General features: G+C 68.8%; 9 protein-coding genes. 3 read left to right on the forward strand and 6 right to left on the reverse strand.

Features of this window, described 5'->3' with window-relative positions; translation table 11 throughout:
• Window positions 1-50: 50 nt before the first annotated feature.
• From ACFWWR_RS01985 to ACFWWR_RS02010, 6 genes are all read right to left on the reverse strand, one after another.
• Entirely contained in the window at window positions 51-1,988 is a 1,938-nt protein-coding gene (locus ACFWWR_RS01985) for a DUF2357 domain-containing protein (RefSeq protein ID WP_283968631.1), read from the reverse strand.
• Window positions 1,985-4,237: a hypothetical protein gene (locus ACFWWR_RS01990; RefSeq protein WP_384301444.1), complete on the reverse strand. Its 2,253-nt coding sequence runs from the start codon at window positions 4,235-4,237 to the stop codon at window positions 1,985-1,987. Before ACFWWR_RS01990 ends, ACFWWR_RS01985 begins: the two co-directional genes overlap by 4 nt.
• Window positions 4,238-4,355: 118 nt before the next feature.
• Window positions 4,356-5,804: a hypothetical protein gene (locus ACFWWR_RS01995; RefSeq protein WP_384301448.1), complete on the reverse strand. Its 1,449-nt coding sequence runs from the start codon at window positions 5,802-5,804 to the stop codon at window positions 4,356-4,358.
• On the reverse strand, window positions 5,788-9,174 hold the full coding sequence (locus ACFWWR_RS02000; protein ID WP_384301450.1) for a DEAD/DEAH box helicase: 3,387 nt from the start codon (window positions 9,172-9,174) through the stop codon (window positions 5,788-5,790). The genes ACFWWR_RS01995 and ACFWWR_RS02000 overlap by 17 nt, the downstream gene beginning before the upstream one ends.
• A 23-nt stretch (window positions 9,175-9,197) precedes the next feature.
• Window positions 9,198-10,619, reverse strand: a complete 1,422-nt coding sequence (locus ACFWWR_RS02005; protein ID WP_384301452.1) for a protein kinase — start codon at window positions 10,617-10,619, stop codon at window positions 9,198-9,200.
• Between the two features lie 34 nt (window positions 10,620-10,653).
• Entirely contained in the window at window positions 10,654-11,307 is a 654-nt protein-coding gene (locus ACFWWR_RS02010) for a VWA domain-containing protein (RefSeq protein ID WP_384301592.1), read from the reverse strand.
• Between the two features lie 437 nt (window positions 11,308-11,744).
• Here ACFWWR_RS02010 and ACFWWR_RS02015 point away from each other — a divergent pair, with 437 nt between their 5' ends.
• The 3 genes from ACFWWR_RS02015 to ACFWWR_RS02025 all read left to right on the forward strand — a co-directional run bounded on the left by ACFWWR_RS02015 (window position 11,745) and on the right by ACFWWR_RS02025 (window position 17,495).
• A complete protein-coding gene (locus ACFWWR_RS02015; RefSeq protein ID WP_384301454.1) occupies window positions 11,745-16,301 on the forward strand; it encodes a sacsin N-terminal ATP-binding-like domain-containing protein in 4,557 nt (1,518 codons plus the stop codon).
• A gap of 385 nt (window positions 16,302-16,686) precedes the next feature.
• Complete coding sequence (gene panD / locus ACFWWR_RS02020; RefSeq protein WP_384301456.1) at window positions 16,687-17,106, forward strand: aspartate 1-decarboxylase; 420 nt, start codon at window positions 16,687-16,689, stop codon at window positions 17,104-17,106.
• Window positions 17,107-17,144: 38 nt separating this feature from the next.
• Window positions 17,145-17,495 carry a GNAT family N-acetyltransferase gene (locus tag ACFWWR_RS02025; RefSeq protein WP_383861339.1) on the forward strand — a complete coding sequence of 117 codons (351 nt, stop codon included), beginning with the start codon at window positions 17,145-17,147 and terminating at the stop codon, window positions 17,493-17,495.
• The last annotated feature ends 568 nt before the right edge of the window (window positions 17,496-18,063 follow it).

Here is an 18,063-nt window from a genome sequence, read left to right on the forward strand (position 1 = left end):
GAGGCATTCCGGGCCACGGCCCGTTCGAGGGATAGACGCACCTTCCCGGTTCAGAGCGGTGGCTGGGCCGAACAGCCGCGCGGGCAGGAAGTGACTCGTCCCGCCTCACCGCAGGTGCCGCAGGCGGGACAGACGGACTGGCCGGTGCGCTCCGCAGACCAGCACGGAACCGCCAGGAGAACCCCACCGGCACGGCGATCGAGGTCGGGTTCGGGAGCACCGGTAGCGGCAAGGCCGTCCGGATTGAGCAACGGGAAGGTGTCGCCACAGGCCAGGCAGCGACGGAGCTCCCACCTGGTACGGCACGAGGTGCAGGACGCTGCGAACAGGCCGTCCTCACGGGGCTCGAAGACCGTCTGGCGCTGAGGTCCGGTCTTGGCGCACACCGGGCACACTTCGAGCAGTTCGGTCTTGGCGGCCGCCTCTTCCAACGCCGCACACAGGACACGCAATCCCCGGGTCTCGTGCTCGGTTGCCCGGCCACTGCCGTGCCGCCTGAGGGTCTGTTTCAGTCGAGCGGGGAGACGCTCCAACTCGGTCTGGCTCGGGGCGCGTACGACCGCGACACCGTCGGGCCGGGGTTCGAGCCAGCCGCAGCCCGCCAGAGCGGAGCGATTGCCTGCGGGCACGGGCACGGTGTGGGGGTAGTCGCGCGCGTCGGCACCCAGTGTCGCCCATTGGACGGCCCGCAGCAGGCGGCTGACGCTGAAAATGTCCAGAGGGGACAGAGGAGCGACGTCGACATGCCGCTCGGGCGCGTCGCCGTCGCGGCGACCGATCCGATAGGAGGCCCGGACGACGTCAGGCTCAGCGTCCTGCCGTGCTTGAAGCAGCCCTGGATAGACGATCAGGTCGTTGTCGCACACGGCGCTCGGCCGGTCACGGCGGGACTCCGTGATCGCCGCAGCGACCGAGGAGGCGTCGGGAGCCGTGCACAGGTCGGTCGCGATCGGTACGACGCGGAGCACCTGCCGCGTGCGCCAGTGAAGGACGAAGTCGCCCGTCCGGGACCAGGTGACCGTCAGCAGTTCGCCTCGCATGCGGAAACGGGTGGAGCAGCCGGGGGAAGGGACCGGCTGGCCGGCTTCCGGGACGGCCTGGAGCAGCTTGCAGGCGAGCAGCAGAAGGAGGCCGGTGAAACGCTCGAAGGCGCCGAGGACCTCCTGTCGCCGACGGGTCGTTTCGGCTTCTCCGAGACGCGGGGTCTCGATCGCGGTACAGGCTTGCCAGAGCAGAGCCACCCTGCGGTAGTGCGGATCACTGCTCAGCAGGTTCGTCGGATGCAGTTCGCGCGGCGGTGCGGAGCGGTGGTCGACCGCGCGTGCCAGCGGCGAGCCCAGCATCAACTCCACCGTCATGAGGGAGGATTCCAGTGCCCGTCGGCGTACCTCCGCGGCTGCCTGATGTCGACCGGATTCCTCGATGTTCCTGAACAGTTTGGCTAGGTCTCGTCGGGCCCGCCAAGAAGTTTCCTGCGAGGGCATGAGCAGGCCGTGCACATCGTCCACCATCCTGCTCAGGTCCCTGAGCTTGGCGATGCGCTTCTGCAGATGCGACCGCATCACGTTGAGGACGGCGATCGCGACCCGGTTCTCGTAGATGTCGGCGTTTTCCTCACTGCGCCGGGCCAGCAGACGGCTGGGCCGGACACCGGCGAGCGTATGCGAGGCCCAGTCCTCGGGGTGGGCGGCCAGACGTGCCGTCGCGCCTGCGGCGATCGAGCGCACCTGGGACGTCGGCAGGACTTCCTCCACCGTACGCAGGCGCGTGTACGGGCGGTGGCATACCGTGCGCAGCGCACCGGACTCCCGCTCGAAGACGTCCTCCACCGTCAAGGCTTCCGTCTCATCGGTGACGTCGAGGATGATCGGCGGCATGGCCAGCCAGTCGTCGAGCGTAGCGGCCTCCTCGGCGAGACGGGCAGACACCGCAAGGAGATGGCGGACGAGGAGAGAGCCGAGTTCCGGCTCGGCCGCTTCCCGGCTCATCGCCGACCGCGCGAGCGGATTTCGTCGTCCAGCAGTCGTTGTGTTGCCGTCGGCTCGTGAGCGCTGTCGAAGTGTGTCAGGCTTTCGACAAGGTCGGTGCGCAGTGTGTCGAGGGTGTCAGCATGGATGTCGTATCGCCCCCGGACGGAGCGCAGGATGCGTGTGGCCAGCAGGTGGTCCAGCGCTTCCCCCGGGCTGCCTCCGGCGGCGACCACGACTGGTGTGAACTCCTTGATCTGTAGCTCGAGCCGGTTGCCCCAGCCGATGCGCAGCTCATCCGCGAAGCGCCTGCGCCAGAGGGTGTCGAGAAAATCGATGATGCCGTCGGCCTGTGTGCCGTAGGTGGCCTGCGCCTCGCCGAAAGCCTGGCTGATACGTCCGAGTCCGAGGGGCTGCGCCGGTGCGCACGGCGTCACCGGCAGCTCCGGGTGCTGCCAGGGCAGTTCCAGGACGAAGGCCCGGTCGTAGGTCTTGTCGGCGAAGCCGACGGTCGTTTCGTCATGGTTGGCCGTCCCGATGAACCAGACGTTTTCCGGAATGGCGAGGTGCGTTCCGTCGATGATCAGGTCGGCGGGGTTTCCGACCGGTGCTGTGGTCAGCGTCAGTCTGGGTCGGTCCTTGATGGCGAGGGCCGACAGCACTCCGCTGAAGTACTGTTCGGGATGGGAGAGGTTCATCTCGTCCAGGACGATGAAGAAGGGCCGGTCCTTGAAGGCGGGGCACTGAGCGCGGTACAGGGCTTTGGTGAACTCCGATTCATAGAAGACCCGGTCGAAGCTGTTGTAGTAACCCATGAGGTCCTGCGGATCGCGCCAGCCGGCCTGGACGGGAACCACGGCGACACTGGTGTCACTGCCGAAGGCGCCGGCCAGCGCCCGGGCCAGGCCGGTCTTGCCGATGCCGCTGATGCCCTGGAACAGATGGAGATGGCTCATCGCCATGCCCGCCAGAACTAGGCGCAGGTCCGACAGGCGATAGGAAAGGCCGGCCTTCTGCCGGATGACCGCCTGCATCTGGCGCACCAGATCGGGCATGCCCGGCATGGGCGCATCGGAAGGCAGGGGTGTGCCGAACTCCCGGTCCATGCGTGCGCAGGCCGGGAACACGTGACCGTCCTTGCCGGCCTGGGCTGTGGCGTTGAGTTTGGCTGCTTCCTCGTTGAGGAGCTGTTGCAGTTGGCCGTTGGCGGCACTCAACCAGTTGTTGATCTCCAGGTAGTTCTGGCGCTCGTTGACCGCGATACGGTCACGTTGCAGAGCGGACTCCAGTTCTCCGCGCTCCCGCACCAGTTCCTCGTTGTCGGCGATGAGTTGCGTGACTTGCTGCCGCAGTTGCTCGAGCATGCGCGCGTCCGCCCGTGGCGCCGTGGCGCTCTCCTCCAGCAGGCGGGCGTTCTCGGCGCGGAGTTCGGTAAGGCGCTCGACGACCTGCTCCAAGGTCATGCCGCCCAGGGACGCCAGAGCGCTTTCGTACTCGTTGAGCCGAGCGCCCAGGCGCTCGTTGCCCTCGGCCAGGGCAGCCGCCTTCTGCCGGTACTCCTCCAGTTGTTGGACCAGCTGGCCGGTGCGGCTCGTCAGCTCGCCCTCGAACCGTTCCGCCCGGCTGGCCTGTTGTTCCTTGAGCGCGGCTTTGAGGTGGACGATGTCCTCGCGTTCGTCCTCCAGCCGGAGCTGCGCGGAACGCAGGTCCCTCTCGCGCTGGGTCAGTTCGCTTTCCCTCTGGTCCAGGACCGTCTGCGCCTCGGCCAGGCGACTCTGCTCCTCGGTCCACCTCGCATGCCGGGCCCGGCGTTCGCTGTCGAGGGCGTCCACGGCCGTCTGCCGCTGCTCCGCCAGCCAGCTCTCCAGCTCACGGCCGGCTGCCAGACGACGTTCGGCGAATTGCGCTTCCGCCGATCGCTCACGGTCGGAAAGATCACGCTCCCTGCGGTCGAGGAGCTCCGTGCGCGTGGCCAGGGCGGCGCGTTCGTCCTGCACCGAAGCCGCGTCCTCTGCCTGGCGGGCAGCCGCGGCAGCGAGCTCCTCCCGCTCTGCCTGAAGCCGCTCTGCCTGTACCGTTAGGGCGTTCGCCGCGTCTTCCTGGCGCTTGGCGAGAGCGCGGTAGAGCTGCCACGCGTGTTCCAGGCCGGAGTGCGTGTCGACGGTCTTGTCACCCGCCGCCAGGACCACCTGCGCCTCGCTCGCCACCTGCTGTATTTCCGTCAGCAGCGCGACGGTTTCGTTGCTCCCCGAAGTGGTGCTGGGCGCCACAGGAGCTGGCTGACGCACACGGGTGGTCTCGCTGCGCTGGGAAGCGGCAGCCTGCTGGCCCGGCCACACCACTCCCTTACCTTTCTGACGCGATCGCGTCTGCCTCTTCCCCATGGCGTCAGTTCACCTTCTCGCTGTCCGTGGATCGGCCACCACTCAGACCGAGCAAGTGGCGGGCTGCTTCGTACGCGAGGGTCCGGATGTGCTCAAGCTCGTCCGGGGCCGGGGCACCGGTCGGTCCGTGGGTCGCGTTGTTGCGCAGTATTCGTGACCGGTCGAGATCCTCTAGGAGTGTGGGGCGTCGCCGGATGAACGTGACGAACGGATGTTGCGGATTCTCTCCGGCCGCCCAGACCGCCTTGATGATGTCTCCGGCCAGCCCGCTGGCCGGTGCTTTGCAGTATCTGCGCATCTCCGGCGGCACAGAGGCGGCGCCCAGGCGCTGGGCGGTCAGGACGAATGCGCGCTCCCGTACCCCTGGCTCCCTGGAGGGCGGCAGCCGGGCGGGGAAGCGGTCGTTGAGCCCGGGAAGTATGCACTCGAAGACACGGATCGCATTGCGTGCGGCGTTCTCGCGTTCCCGCGCAGTGTCCTTGAGAAGCGCCAACTCGATGTCTGCGAGGTGAGCCAGCACCTCAGGGTGGTCCCGGATCTCCTCGCCGAGCATGCGTACGACGTCGGCGCGGGCCTCCTCGGCGAGCTCCTGGTCGACCCTGCGCGCGGTGGCAGTCCGGTCGCGGCGGCTCCCGCCGAGCAAACCGTCGATCAGCCGGCCCAAAGGCTCGTCGCTTTCGGCACGGGCCACCAGGAGATCCGCCACGTAGCGCCCGTCACCCACCGCGAACGGATCCTCGACGGTCCACATACGCCCGGACCCGTCGTCGTCCTCAACGACGTAACACACCACGTAGGCGGCGATCGCCGTGCCATGGAAGCCGATCCGCCGAGCCGCCACCACGCCGTCGGGCGTACCGCGGGAACCACCACGAAGCCCACGAGCAGCCAGGTCGTGGCTTTTGCAGGCTTCCAGCACATCTCGCTCCGACGGGCGCAACGAGGAACCGCCGGCCCGAAGCGTCAGCGCGCCAACCTCTCTGGAGGCACCGGCGGTGCCGAACTGAATGGTGACCCAGCGGCCGCGATGCTCCCGCACATCGGCTCGTACCGGATCGGCGACCAAAATACGAGGCAGCAGCACCCCGGTGGCCGGATCCTGGAACATCCGGACGAGCTGGGGATCCGTCTCCGCCACCTCTCCCTCGGCCACGGTACGCCGCCCCGCCTCGGTCAGCTTCAGCCCGGGTTCCATCAGCCGCCCCTCCACAAGCCGGGCGATCACCGTGCGGCACAGGGCGGTGTCCAGGCCGATGAGCCGGGACAGGTCGCCAACGTCTCGCACTCCGGCGGCGCACAAACGCAGCACCACGGTCTGGAAGACGTCCAGTGTGCGGGAGTAGCCGGTCGGCGCCGTCACCTGGTGAACCCACACGGGCAGCAGAACGGGCCGATACCGCTTCCGGGGCGGAAAGGCCAGCTGGAAGACGGGCGTCTCACGGTCGAACGACACGGCCGTCCGCCCCCTTCCGACACAGCTCCAGGAACGCGGCCAGGGGCGCGATCACCTGGGGACTGCCAGGCCCGAACATGTCGTCGTCACCCACGACGGCGAGCAGCCGCTGCTGACGGCTCATCGCCACGCACAGTCGGTTGGCGACGGTGAGGTGTCCGTAGGCGCGCTTGACATCGGTTCGCGCGGCCGGTGCGCAGCTGCGCACGGTGGACAGATAGGTGACGGAGAATTCCATGCCCTGGAAGGCGTCTACGGTGCCGACTCGTAACCGGTCGAGCGGTGCGCCGTCCTCGTCACGGCACAGCCGGGGCACGGGGCGCCATCCGCCCGCATCGGTGAACTCGGCGAGCCCGGCCTTCTTCAGTTCCTTCCACACCTCGGTGACCTGCGCGGCGTAGAACGAGATGACGCCGAACGTCATGTTCGGATGCCGCTCGATCAGCGCGGCGATCTCCGCCGCGATGACAGCGGCTTCAGCGTGCCGCGTGCGGCTCGTTCCCCGTTGCGTTTCGCCGCCCGCGGACAGGGGCACGGGAAGCCACACCGCGGGGACCTCACCGTAGCGGTCGATTCCGTGGGTGAAGTCGGGCGCTTCGCGGCCGTTGCGCAGTTTCCCCTGGTAGAAGTTGTCGCTGACGAAGCTGCCGAGCACCGGGTGCATGCGGAACTGGGTGTCGAGACGGACGAACCGGCGATGTCCGTCGGACGAACCGTGCTCCCACTGCCGTGCCAATCGCTGGAAGAGGCTTTCCTGTAGCCGGTCGCGGACGTCCTCGCCGAGCGAGCCCAGCTCGCGCTCCACGTCGGGTTCCAGCATGTGGGGGAGCTGGGCGTGATCGCCGACCAGCACGATCCGACGGCGGGCCTGAGCGAGGGGGATGAGGAGATCCAGCGGGTTGGCCCGGGCAGCCTCGTCGACGACGACCGACTCGAAGCCCCCGTCTTGACGGCCGAGATCGACCATGGCTTTGGATACGGCCTGTTGGCAGGTCGAGGCCAGTGAGACGGTGTAGGCGCGGAGGGTGTCGTCGACGCCTTCCGGATCGCTGCGCAGGTCGTCCCGGTAATCGAGCAGTGCCGCGGCTATGGCGTCGGGTGACCGGGTCACCGCTTCCGCGAGTTGTGCTGCGAACCGGTCGAGGAGGTCGGCGATCGCGGGATTGGCCACGGTGACTTCTGGCAGCCGAACGCGCGCGGTGAGACGGTCGAGCAGGGTGTCGCGCAACGTGGCGAGAGAGCCAAGGAGTTCACGCTCTGGTGAAGCGGTTCTGGCCGCTGTACGCAGCGACTCCTGGTAGGAGATGCCGTCGAAGAGCGGAGAGTCGGTGAGGTCGAGCCGTGTCAGCAGTGCTCGAGCCGTGCGGGGCCCGTCGTCCTCGAACCCGGTCACCGTGCAGCGCAGCGACCGGATGTAGGGGAGGAGGTCCGAGCGCAGGTCGGGGTCGGCCATGGCGGCGGCCCGAGTGCGATTCCTCTCGGCTCCGTCTCTGAGGCTGCGGAGCTCGCCGACCAGTGAGGGGTCGGATATGTCTCCGAGCTGGGTGAGTACTTGGTCGAGGAATTGGGGCAGGAACTCGGGCGGTACGGGTGCCGCCCTGTAGGTGGCGGCCAGTTCGGCGGCTGCTCGCCGAGCAGCGAGATGCTCTCCCACCGGGCGCTCACGTAGCCGCAGGTCGGCGGCGCGGGCAGCGTCGATGCGCCAGGTGTCCAGCGCGACCTTGCTGCCCCGGCCGCGGGAGTCCACCTTGAGCGGCGGCAGCCCGAAGACCCAGCCTCGCGTGACCAGATGGTCCACCGCCGCGTGCTGGAAACTCGTCAACAGGGTGCTGCCGGCCACCTCTCCGCCCTGGGCGAGATCACCCAGTTGATTGACCAGAGCGGCGATCACCTGCGTTTTGCCCGTGCCAGGCGGTCCTTGGATGATCGCGACATCGGGGGTGTTGAGCGCGGTGAGCACCGCCTCCCGCTGGGCCGGCGTCGGGCCGTGGGGAGCGAAGCAGCTGAGCGCGGAAGGAGAGATCTTCGTGATCCGGCGTCGTGCTGGCTGAGGCCAGGAACCCCCCTCCAGCAGCGTCGGTAGCGCGGGAATGTGTGTCCCGTCGGTGCGCAGCTTCTGCATGGCTTGCTCGCGCCGGTCGAGACGGCGCTGATCGCCGCGGTGTGCCAGGTAGAGCCAGCCTTGGGGCGGCGGGTCCTTCTGGTCGTTGAGGGTCGCGGCGAGTCTCAGGGTCTCGGTGACGCTGTCATACCCGAGCGGTTCGCCGATCCAGGCACGTACCTTCTGCGCCCGGGAAGCGACCAGCCACTCCCGGTCGGTCATCGCGGAGTCTGTCACGGAGGCCGGAACGTCTGTTGCTGCCTCGATCTCTACGCGTTCGGCAGCTGTCGTGTTCTCCAGGGCCGCTCGCGTCCGCGGCAGTGCCCGGTCGAGGTCCACCGTGAACACGCAGCGGCCATCGGACTCGACCTTGACCTTGGTGTAGCGGATGATCCCGAAATCGCGAATCCGGCCTCTGATGTGGCGGGCCTCCAGCTCTTGGTACCTGTCCCACATGGCCAGGTAACCGTTCTGGTTGGCCACCAGGTCGAGGCCCCGCTGTATTCTCTCCCGGTCTCGCTGTCTGGCGGTCATGTCGCGGAAGTCGATCGACCCGACGGCCAGTGCCTTCTGGCCGGCGCCGCGCTGATCGTGGACCGAGCTGAGCAGGCGCACAATGCGGTAGCCGGCGCTGTTTTTCTCGACGTCGGCCATGAGCCCTGGTCCGTGCACCCGGAAGCCGACCGCAAAGCCACCAGCTGGTCCGGCTGAGACCACCATGCGCCTGGCGTCGGCCGGCGCCCCGGGGCGGGGTTCCAGGAAGAGCTCTCGCCTCATGAACTCCATGACGGCCCCGACGTTGGCGGTGTCCGCGCGGTCCGCGTACTTGGTGGCGTCCTCCACGACGGCGTCGTCGACGTCGAGCAGCAGGCCGGTGCTGAGCGGCACAGCGAGTCCTACGGCGGGGGCATAGATGTGCACGCGCAAGGTGAAGGGTTCGCCAGCCGGCGACGCGGGCGGATGCGGACTACCGGTGCGGCGCCGGGGCGGTGCGGCGGGCGCAGGCGGCTTCGGCCGGGCCGGATGCGCAGTGACCGTCACACAACTGCTACCGGCTGCCTCGACTTCGTCGAGCCTCCGTTCGTCCTCGGGACTCGCCGGCTTGACCCCGAACGTGGCGAAGTCGGTGACCAGGTCGAGTTGGCCTGTGGGGCGACGGTAGAGGCGGACCTCGCTGCCATCGGGAATGATCCGGTCGACGAACTCCTGCGGCACTCGGCGCCAGAGGAAGGACACGAAGACCGGCTCTCCCGGCATACGGGCGGGCATGACCGGCCCCCTGGGGCGAACGCTCACCTGCTCGCCTCCACAGCCATCAGACGTACCCAGCGGTGGATCGCACCCTGTCTCCCGAAGTGAATCGTCCAGCCACGGCCGTCGACAGGCACGGTTGCCTGGCTTCCCTGACCGATCTCCCGCCATGGCCGTCCGTCTTGACGGTCCAGCCAGAGGTTGTCGCGGGAGAGGTTCAGCACGGTGGCGTCCTGGCTGTGAAGCCGCAGCCGCGCGACTACCGCGTCAGGTCGATCCGGGGCGGGTGAGGTGTGCCGGGCGGTCAGAGTCGTCTCGCCGCCGGGACGCAGTGCGGTGAAGTCGGGCAGAGGAACCTCCGAGAGCTGGACACCAGGGGTGTCGTCAGTGCTCCCCGATCGGTCCTGCGGCTCGGTACCCACCGGACCGGTCAGTCCGTGGCGCAGCACCCAGACACGGTCGCGGGGCCTCCGGCAGGCGAGGCAGGAGGGTGCGGAGGCACGGTAGGTCCATCCGCACTCCGGGCACTCGACAGTCTGTCCCGCAGCGGAGTGCAGTGCCGCGGCCCACCGGGCAGCCGACGGCCGGAGGATGGGATTGGCCACGGCGTCCACGAAGCACTGTGAGGCCAGGTCCCACAGTTGACCGGACAGGAGTTCCTGCCGTGGTGTGATGCCCAGAGTGCACTCATTGGTGCGGTCGGTGGGGTGGTCGATCCATGGCAGGCGGAACCGGTCTGCGTACTCCTCTTGGTAGGCGGGGTCGGAGTCCAGCACCTCGTCGCCCCGGAACGGGTGACTTGCCGTGAGGGTCTCGAAGATCAGCACGCCGAGTGCGTGTGCGTCGGCCAGTGTGGTGGCTCCGCTGCGACCCGACACGATTTCAGGCGCCCCGTATCCGGGGGTGTGTACCGGCGCGGATCCGACGGTCGAGGCCAGACCGAGGTTGTCCACGTCGATGAGACGGACTTCCTGTTGCTCGACAGCGGCGGAAATCAGCACGTTGGAGGGGGACAGGTCCTGGTACACGATGGCACGGGCGTGGAGCCGGGCGACGGCGTCCGCAAGTTTGGCCAGCAGCCGCAGTCGGCGTTCCAGACCCCCGGTGCGCACATACCAGGCTGCCAGGTCCTCCTCGTCGGGGACGCACAAGGTGTCCAACGAAACCATCTCGTCGGCCAGTTCCATGACATAACCGAGCTTCGGCGGGGCGAGCAGGGCGAGCACGCCGGCCAGCGGGACACCGTCCAACGGAAGGCGCTGGATGCGGCGCAGCCGAACGTGTACAGCCTCTGCTGCTTCCTGAGTCGGAGCAGTGATCATTTTGACGGCGGTTCGTCCGCCTCGGGCCAGCCATACCTCGCCCTGGCCGCCGGCTCCGATCGAGTGGGACAGTGACCACAGTTGGTGGTACTCGTCCTCGACGGGCCGCAGCAGGCCGCCGAGATCCCAGCGCGATGCCACGGGGGTGCCTTTCCTCTCGCCGCGTCCCGCCGGTTCAGGCGCCGAAGTCGGACAAGTCGTCGGGGCTCAGTACCGGCGCCCGGTCCGGACGAGTACTTCGAGCCTGCTGGGTGACGGTGACCGTGACCCAGCGGAAGTACTGCTGGATGCGTCCGACGTCCTGTGCCTCGAAAACGCCGTTGGCCTCGTCGCTGACGAAACGGCGCAGTACGGCTTTTGCCTGCTCGGTCATGTCGGGACCGATGGCGACCGCCAGCCGGTTGGCTCTGGAACCCTTGGGGGATTCGAGCAACCGGTCAAGGGCCTCTTCCCACTCGTCGGTGGGCATGCCGTCGGACACGAGAACGAGCGTGGGAGAGAAGGACCTGGTGGGGACGGCTGCTTCGTCACGCAGTACCGCGTCGGCGAGCTCGAGGGCGGCACCGAGCGGGGTGCCACCTCGGGCCTCCATGTCGGTCCAGGACGCATCGGCCGCGGGCACCATGTTCTGATGCAGTTCAGCCCGATCGCGGCTGAAGGCGATCACTCCGACGTGGATGGTGCCTCGCCCGATGTCGGCCGTGGCGAAATCGTCGAGCATGCGACGGATGCACTCGTTGAGCACATCGATCTTCTCTTGGGGTTCCCCCATGCTCCCACTCACGTCCGCCAGTACGAGTACTGGTAACGGACGTGCCTTCGCGGCCATGAAACGCGGCGCGGCACCCACGATGTCCCCCCATCGCTCTCACCGCACTAGGGGCTGCAAGCCGATACGCCTAGTTGCGGCAAGGTCATTCCTGACGCTGAGGCAGACAAAGGTACTACGTGTTGCACCTTGCGTGCAGTCCGTGACAGCAGGGGATGTGGTCGTCGTGGCGGAGGAGTGTCGAAAGTCCACGGCCAAGGGATAGCGGCCGTCCCAGTAGGCGGCACGCTGCGCTGCCGCCTTCAGTACGACGAGCCCGGGGCAGCTTGAGGCGGAACCATGATCCTCGTACCTGTGCGAACGGACTGGTATGGCAGACACAACGAAGCGGTCGGACGCGGGAATCGACGGGGTCACGCCGACCACCGTTTCCGCCCCTTCCTCCTCCTCGACGATCTACGATCGGTAACCGTGGATCCCACAGCAAGGGGGCGGGGGTGACCGCTGAGCGGGGCGGGTCGACGGCGGCCGAGGTGGAGCAGGCGATTTGGGCGGCCGAGGAACTCATGAACCGGGAGGGGCTGGCGGGCGGGGCGGAGGTGGTGGAACCGGTCGGGCCCGAAGCGACATGTGCGGCCGTAGAGCGGCTCGGGCGTCTGTTCGTGGAGCTGCCCGGACAGATGCGGTATGGGCTGCGTCGGCAGCGAGACAACGGCGGGGACCTTTCGACCGACCCACTGCAGGGGCTGTCCGAGATCGTGCAGAACGCCGACGACCTCGGGGCGAACCAGGTCAGGATTTTCGTACGTGACACGGAGCTGCTGGTAGCGCACGACGGGCGTCCGGTACGGCTGACCGATGTGATGGCGCTAGCCATGCCGTCGCTGACGAGCAAGGACGACGACCCCGACGCCACCGGTCGGTTCGGCATCGGGCTCATGACCCTCCGGCGGCTGTCCCCGGTCCTGGAGATCTTCTGCGGCTTCTACCGCGTCCGGATCGGGGACCCCGACGTGTCCCTCGCCGACCCCTTCCCGGTCCCCTCCTGGTTCGCCGACGACGGTTGGACGGTCCTGCGCATCCCGCTCGCCACCCCCGCCGATGTGCGGGGGCAGGATGTCGACGACTGGCTTGCCGCATGGGGTGACGAGGCGTTGCTCTTCCTCGACCACGTGCGCACGGTCGAGCATCAACGGGAGGGCGGCGACGTACACAGCCGCCTCGCCTTGGAGTGGGGCGAACCCGACACCTACGAGGCCGTCATCGGCGGCCGGGACACCGTGATCGACGTGCGCACGGCCCGGTCATCTGGCGGCATGACCTGGCAGGTTAGCCGTGCCACCGTGCCGAGCCCGCCGGACGTGCCGCGGATTCGGAAGGCCGCGGGTGAATCGACCGGCCTTGCCGTCGCGATCCCGCTGCACGAGGGCGCGGGCGACGAGGCTGCCGGGCAGGTGCATGTCGGACTGCCCGTGACCGAGCTGGGACTTCCGCTCCGGGTCGGCGCCCAGTTCGATCCGAACCCGAGCCGTCAGCATCTCAACGACACCCCGTGGAACCAGGCGCTGCTTCCCTTGTTGGCCGACCTCTGGGCCGCCGTCATGGTGCGACAGCTTCGGCTGGACCCGACCGCGGCCTGGCGGTGCCTGCCCTTGCCGCACAACGTCCGGTCGCCCAAGGGACCTGTACGCGACCTGGAGCAGCGGTTCCTGACCCTTGCGCGCGCGAGGGTGTCGTACGAACTGCGCCTGCGGACGCCGCTCCATGGTGACCTCGAAATCGCCGACCTCGCCGTTGGTGACGAGGTGCTTCTGCCAGCGCTCTCGGAGGCAGAGATCGCGCAGGTGGCCGGCCGCACGGCCGTATTGCCTCCGGCGGCGCGGGATATGGAGGGGCGATGGCAGGAGGTGCTCGAGGACTGGGCCGAACACGACGGTGCCGCGCCCGGGACCGTCACCGTCCCGATGGCTGTGGACGCGCTCCTCGGAGATGCGTCCCGAAGCCCGGAGGCGACGGTCGCACTCGCTTCCGTAGCTATCGCCGAGGGCGAGACCCAGAAGCTTCGATGGCACAAGTGGCTGGTGGACCTCTCCGGAGCACGGCACCAGGTGCCCTGGTTCGGAGCCGCGGAGTTCTTCACTGACAAGGCGCAGGGGCTTGCGAAGGTGCTCGGGCTCAGCCACGTGCTGCACCCGACCTTCGTCGCCGAGACCGGGGAAGCGGCCCGAGTCCGTGCATGGCTGAGCGAACAGCAGGTCTTCGTCACGGGCGCGGATCCGGTGCCCGCCATCCGCCAGCTCGCCGCCCGTGGCGCCCGAAAGGACATCGCGCCTCTGGTCCTGGACGACGACCAACTGGTAGCGCTGCGCGAGGGGTTTCTGCGCGTCCCCGCGAAGGAGCGCCAGCGGCTGGGCAAGGACGTGGGCCGCGCCGTCCTGCTGCACGGCCGCCGGTTCGGGCCCGGCGGTCGTAGGGAGGACGTACAGGTCAGACCAGCGGATGCCTACCTGCCGGCCGGGTTGGACAGTGTGGACCGGGAGGACAGCTTCGAGACGGCCGCAGGTACCGCCACCGGCCTGACGTGGCTGCGGCCCCGCTATGCCCAGGTCCTGCCCGGGGCGGGGACGGGCCTGGGCGCCCGAGCGTTCTTCCACCTGCTCGGTGCCGAAAAGGGACCGCGGCTGCGGCCGCACCCCGGGATCGAGCACCGGTTCACCGCTTCGTCCCCGAGCGAGGGTCTGCCGGCCCAGGTCCTGGGCGGCCCTGCGGAGAGGTCGCAGGACCTACGGAACAAATCGGCCACCTACACCCTGGAGGACTGCGACAGCCCTGACCTGATGGCCGTCGTCCATGACATCGCCGCCGAGAAAGACGGGCCAGTACGACGCCGACGGGCCGCCGCGCTGCTGCGGGTGCTGGGACGCAACTGGGGCGCCTTGTCCGAGCACCACAAGGTCCGCGCTGTCCGGGACCACCACACATGGAACCCCTGCGGGGAGACGGACGGCTTCTGGCTGTGGCAGTTGAAGACCACGGCGTGGCTGGACAACCAGGACGGCGCACCGGCGGCTCCCCGCGGCCTGCGCGAGCGCACGACCAGTACCGTCGCCGTCTACGGTGCGGACAGTGCCGGATTCCTGCACCCCGACCTCCAGCAGGCGGTCGGCAGACGAGGAGAGGTGCTGGTCGCTCTTGGCGTCACCGGCGAGCCGGGTGTCGCCGACCTCCTGGAGGCGCTGCGCCGACTGCGCGCCCGGGAAACCGAAGCCCCCGACCATCCGGCGGCGCAGCTCCTCTACCGGGCGCTCGCCGAGCGACTGACCGCACACCGGGGCAAGGACGCCGCACAGGTGACCGCCACTGTCGTGCGTGCCTTCGGGCAGGGCCGCGGACTGATTCTCACGTCACTGGGCTGGCGCCGGCCGAGCGACTGCTTCCGCGGCCTCCCGGTCTTCGGCCGGTGGGCCGCCTTCGCGCCGTCGTTCAAGGGCAGTGACGCCCTCTGGGAGACCCTCGCGGTTCCGCAGGCCGGTGTGGAGGACGCAGTACGGGTCGTCAGGGAGGTGGCCCGCGAGGCGAGGGAGGAGCGAGGCGCGCGGGCGCCGGTCGACGCCGAAGCCGAGACCGTGATGCTCCAGACCCTGCAGATGCTTGCCCGAACGGCCCGCGAACACCCAGAGAGAATGACCGCCTCTCTCGTGGGGAGACTGCCGTTGCGCACGAGCCGGGGATGGACCAGTAAGCGCCCGGTCTACGCGGCCGACGCAACGTTGACCGAGGCGCTGGGCTCGCGGATCTCGGTGTGGCTGCCGGGCGGGGAACTCGAACAGTTTACGGCGCTCCTCAGATGCCTGCGGGTGACCGAGCTGGGAGCGGCGGACATTACTTTCCGCCCCGCGGAGGACGCGCCCGTCGACAAGGAAGCAACCGACCTCGTGCGTCACGCGCTGGATCTGCTCCGCGAGGACCTGCAGCGCAACGCCGTCGCCGTCGCGGGATCCCTCGACTGCCCGTGGGAGGACTTGGCCGAGGTCGAGGTGCGGATCACCTCGTCGCTGGAGTGTCTGGTCACCCTCCCCGGTGGGGAACCGGTGCGGGGGCCGGTGCGTACCGCCCTCGACCGGGACTCTCGCACACTATGGACGGTGGACCGGGAGTTGTTGAGGCGACCGTCTGAGGCAGGCCGGGCCATCGCCACTCGCTTCACTGAGGACCGGCGGCAGGTCGCCCACTCCTGGGCGGCCGCCTACGACGAGGCGGAGCGCGGAAGAGAGGCGGTGCGGCTCGAGCTGGCCGAGGAGCGGGTCGCGCAGGACCAGGCGGCGACTGATGCCAAGCGTGCCCAACGCCTTGCTGCGCTGGAGACAGAAGTCAAGACGGCTCAGAACAAGGCAGGTGGTCGGCCGCCCGCGTCGACACCCCTGCCCTCGGTCTCTGGCCGCCTGGCCCCGGCCGTCCCGGTCTCGGCACCGCGAGAATTCGTCGATCCGGCAGCCCTCCGCATCACCGGCATTCGCCGGACCACCCAGGCGTTGCCGTCCGCTGGTGGTGTGCCCGCGGCTGGCGGAGGTGCATCCGTCAGAGCCCGCCTCACCCCGCCTGCCTACGCACCGACCGTGCCCGCACCACGTCTGGTTCCCCCTGCCCCCAACATCGACCGCCAGGAGAAAGTGGCTCTGGACCTCCTGCGCAAGGTTCTGGGCACGGAGCAGGAACCGGAGTGGCTGCGCGATCTACGGCACCAGCACGGCGTGGGCGCCGATGCCGTGGACGCGCTCGATCGGTTCTATGAGCTGAAGACGACCTATGGACCCGAGCAGGACACGGTGACCCTCACCGCTAAGGAATGCGAACGAGCGGTCTCGGGAGCCGAGTTCTTCCTCGTAGTGGTATCAGGACTCGCGGTAGACTCCAATCCTGTCCTGCGTCTCGTTCCCGATCCGCTGCACCAACTGCGCATCCGCCCGAACGGAAACGTCATGCTCACCGGGATCAAACAGTCCGGAAGTCTCATCGTCGAATTCGGCGCAAGGGAGGAGCCGGAGCCTTCTTGACTTTCCTCCCGGGGGCACAGCCCTCGCCCGTTACGAACTCGAGGCAGCCGAGCGGGAGGACCTGGCGCAAGTCGGGACCAGGCCGAGGGCGTCGGTGCTCAGTTACCGCTTAGCAGGCCAAATGCCGCCGACTCTCAACATGCCTGATGAGACGTCAGGTAAGTCAGCATCCACTCAGCATCAGTCCCGTACGGTTCCTCGCGCGTGCGCCTGGTCGGTGGCTTCGCGGCAGCCTGGCTGGCGCAGAAATGCGCAGGCGGGAAGCCTGGTCACAGCAACGCACGATTTTCCTGGAGGTCTTCGAGTCGAAGGCATGCCGATGTACAGTGAGGGACGCCCCTGACCTGCAGAAAGCTGGCGGGGAGCCGTCTTCTAGGAGTCCAAAGTGCTGCGAACTTTGATCAAGTCCAAGATCCACCGCGCCACCGTCACCCAGGCCGACCTGCACTACGTGGGATCGGTGACCATCGACGCCGACCTGCTCGACGCCGCGGACCTGCTGCCCGGCGAGCTCGTGCACATCGTCGACATCACCAACGGCGCCCGGCTGGAGACGTACGTCATCGAGGGTGAGCGTGGCTCGGGTGTGGTCGGGATCAACGGGGCGGCCGCCCACCTCGTCCACCCCGGCGATCTGGTGATCATCATCAGTTACGCTCAGGTGACCGATGCCGAGGCGCGGGCACTCGAACCCCGGGTCGTGCACGTGGACCGCGACAACCGCATCGTGGCCCTGGGAGCCGACCCGTCCGAGCCGGTGCCGGGCTCGGACCAGGAGCGCAGCCCGCAGGCCGTGGTGGCCTGACCCCGACTTCCGACGATCTTCGGACCAGGAGCGTGCCCATGAGCGACATCGAGATCCGCGACGACCGGGCGGCGGGCCGCCTGGAGGCGATCGGCGACGGTTCCGGTGAAGTGGTCGGCCACATCGAGTACTTCGTGCTCGAGTCGCCCGAGGGCGCGCTCGTCCCGGTCCACACGATCGTCGAACCGGCCCACGAGGGGAAGGGCATCGCGGGCTCCCTGGCGCGTGAGCTGTACGCCATGGCGAACCGCGAGGGCATCGCCGTCGCCCCGCTGTGCCCGTACGTCGTCAAGTGGGCCGAGCGTCACCCCGCCGAGGCCCCGCCGGCCGGCCCCGCCCTGCTGCGGGCGGCGAAGGAGTGGCTCGTGGCGCATCCGGGACGGTTCTGAGCGACGCGTTCGGATCGCCTGCTGCCTCAGCCACTGCGGCTGAGCCGGTCAGATCAGCGGCCGCGCGTCGACCGCCGTGCGGCACACGGAGATCCTCGCCAGGCGGCACACGGCGAGGACCTCGGTCTGCCCCGCACACCGGCAGACCCACCCGGCTCAGCCCCTTCACGCGGCGGGGTGAGTGGTGGCGCTGCCGTCGGGTACGCGGGGGAGTAGTCCAGAGCCGATGTCGACCGACTGGCCGGAGGACGCCATGACCAACCCGTACCCCGACCCCGTCCACCCGGACCCCACACCGGGCCCCGGGCCGGGGCCCACACCCGGCCCGGATCCTCAGCCGCCGCAGCCGTACCCCGACCCGGTGCCGCCCGCGCCAGGTCCGGACCCGAGTCCGCCTCCACGGCCGACCCCGGAGCCCTCCCCGTCCCCCATCCCGCCGGGCCCGGAGCCGGTCCCGAACCCGGAGCCGGGACCGCCACTGTCCTGAGCCGGCACCGCCGGTACCTGCCCCCGGCGCGCGAAGCGGCGGTGGACGGCCTCCGGGCCGCCCACCGCCGCTTCGTACCTC

It is taken from the genome of Streptomyces sp. NPDC058678 (assembly GCF_042714835.1).
Taxonomy (GTDB): Bacteria; Actinomycetota; Actinomycetes; order Streptomycetales; family Streptomycetaceae; genus Streptomyces.

Excerpts from the sequence above, each read along its gene's own strand:
- ACFWWR_RS02010 (WP_384301592.1), bottom strand. The coding sequence starts at position 11,307 with ATGGCCGCGAAGGCACGTCCGTTACCAGTACTCGTACTGGCGGACGTG.
- ACFWWR_RS02000 (WP_384301450.1), bottom strand. The coding sequence starts at position 9,174 with ATGCCCGCCCGTATGCCGGGAGAGCCGGTCTTCGTGTCCTTCCTCTGG.
- ACFWWR_RS02025 (WP_383861339.1), top strand. The coding sequence starts at position 17,145 with ATGAGCGACATCGAGATCCGCGACGACCGGGCGGCGGGCCGCCTGGAG.
- ACFWWR_RS01985 (WP_283968631.1), bottom strand. The coding sequence starts at position 1,988 with ATGAGCCGGGAAGCGGCCGAGCCGGAACTCGGCTCTCTCCTCGTCCGC.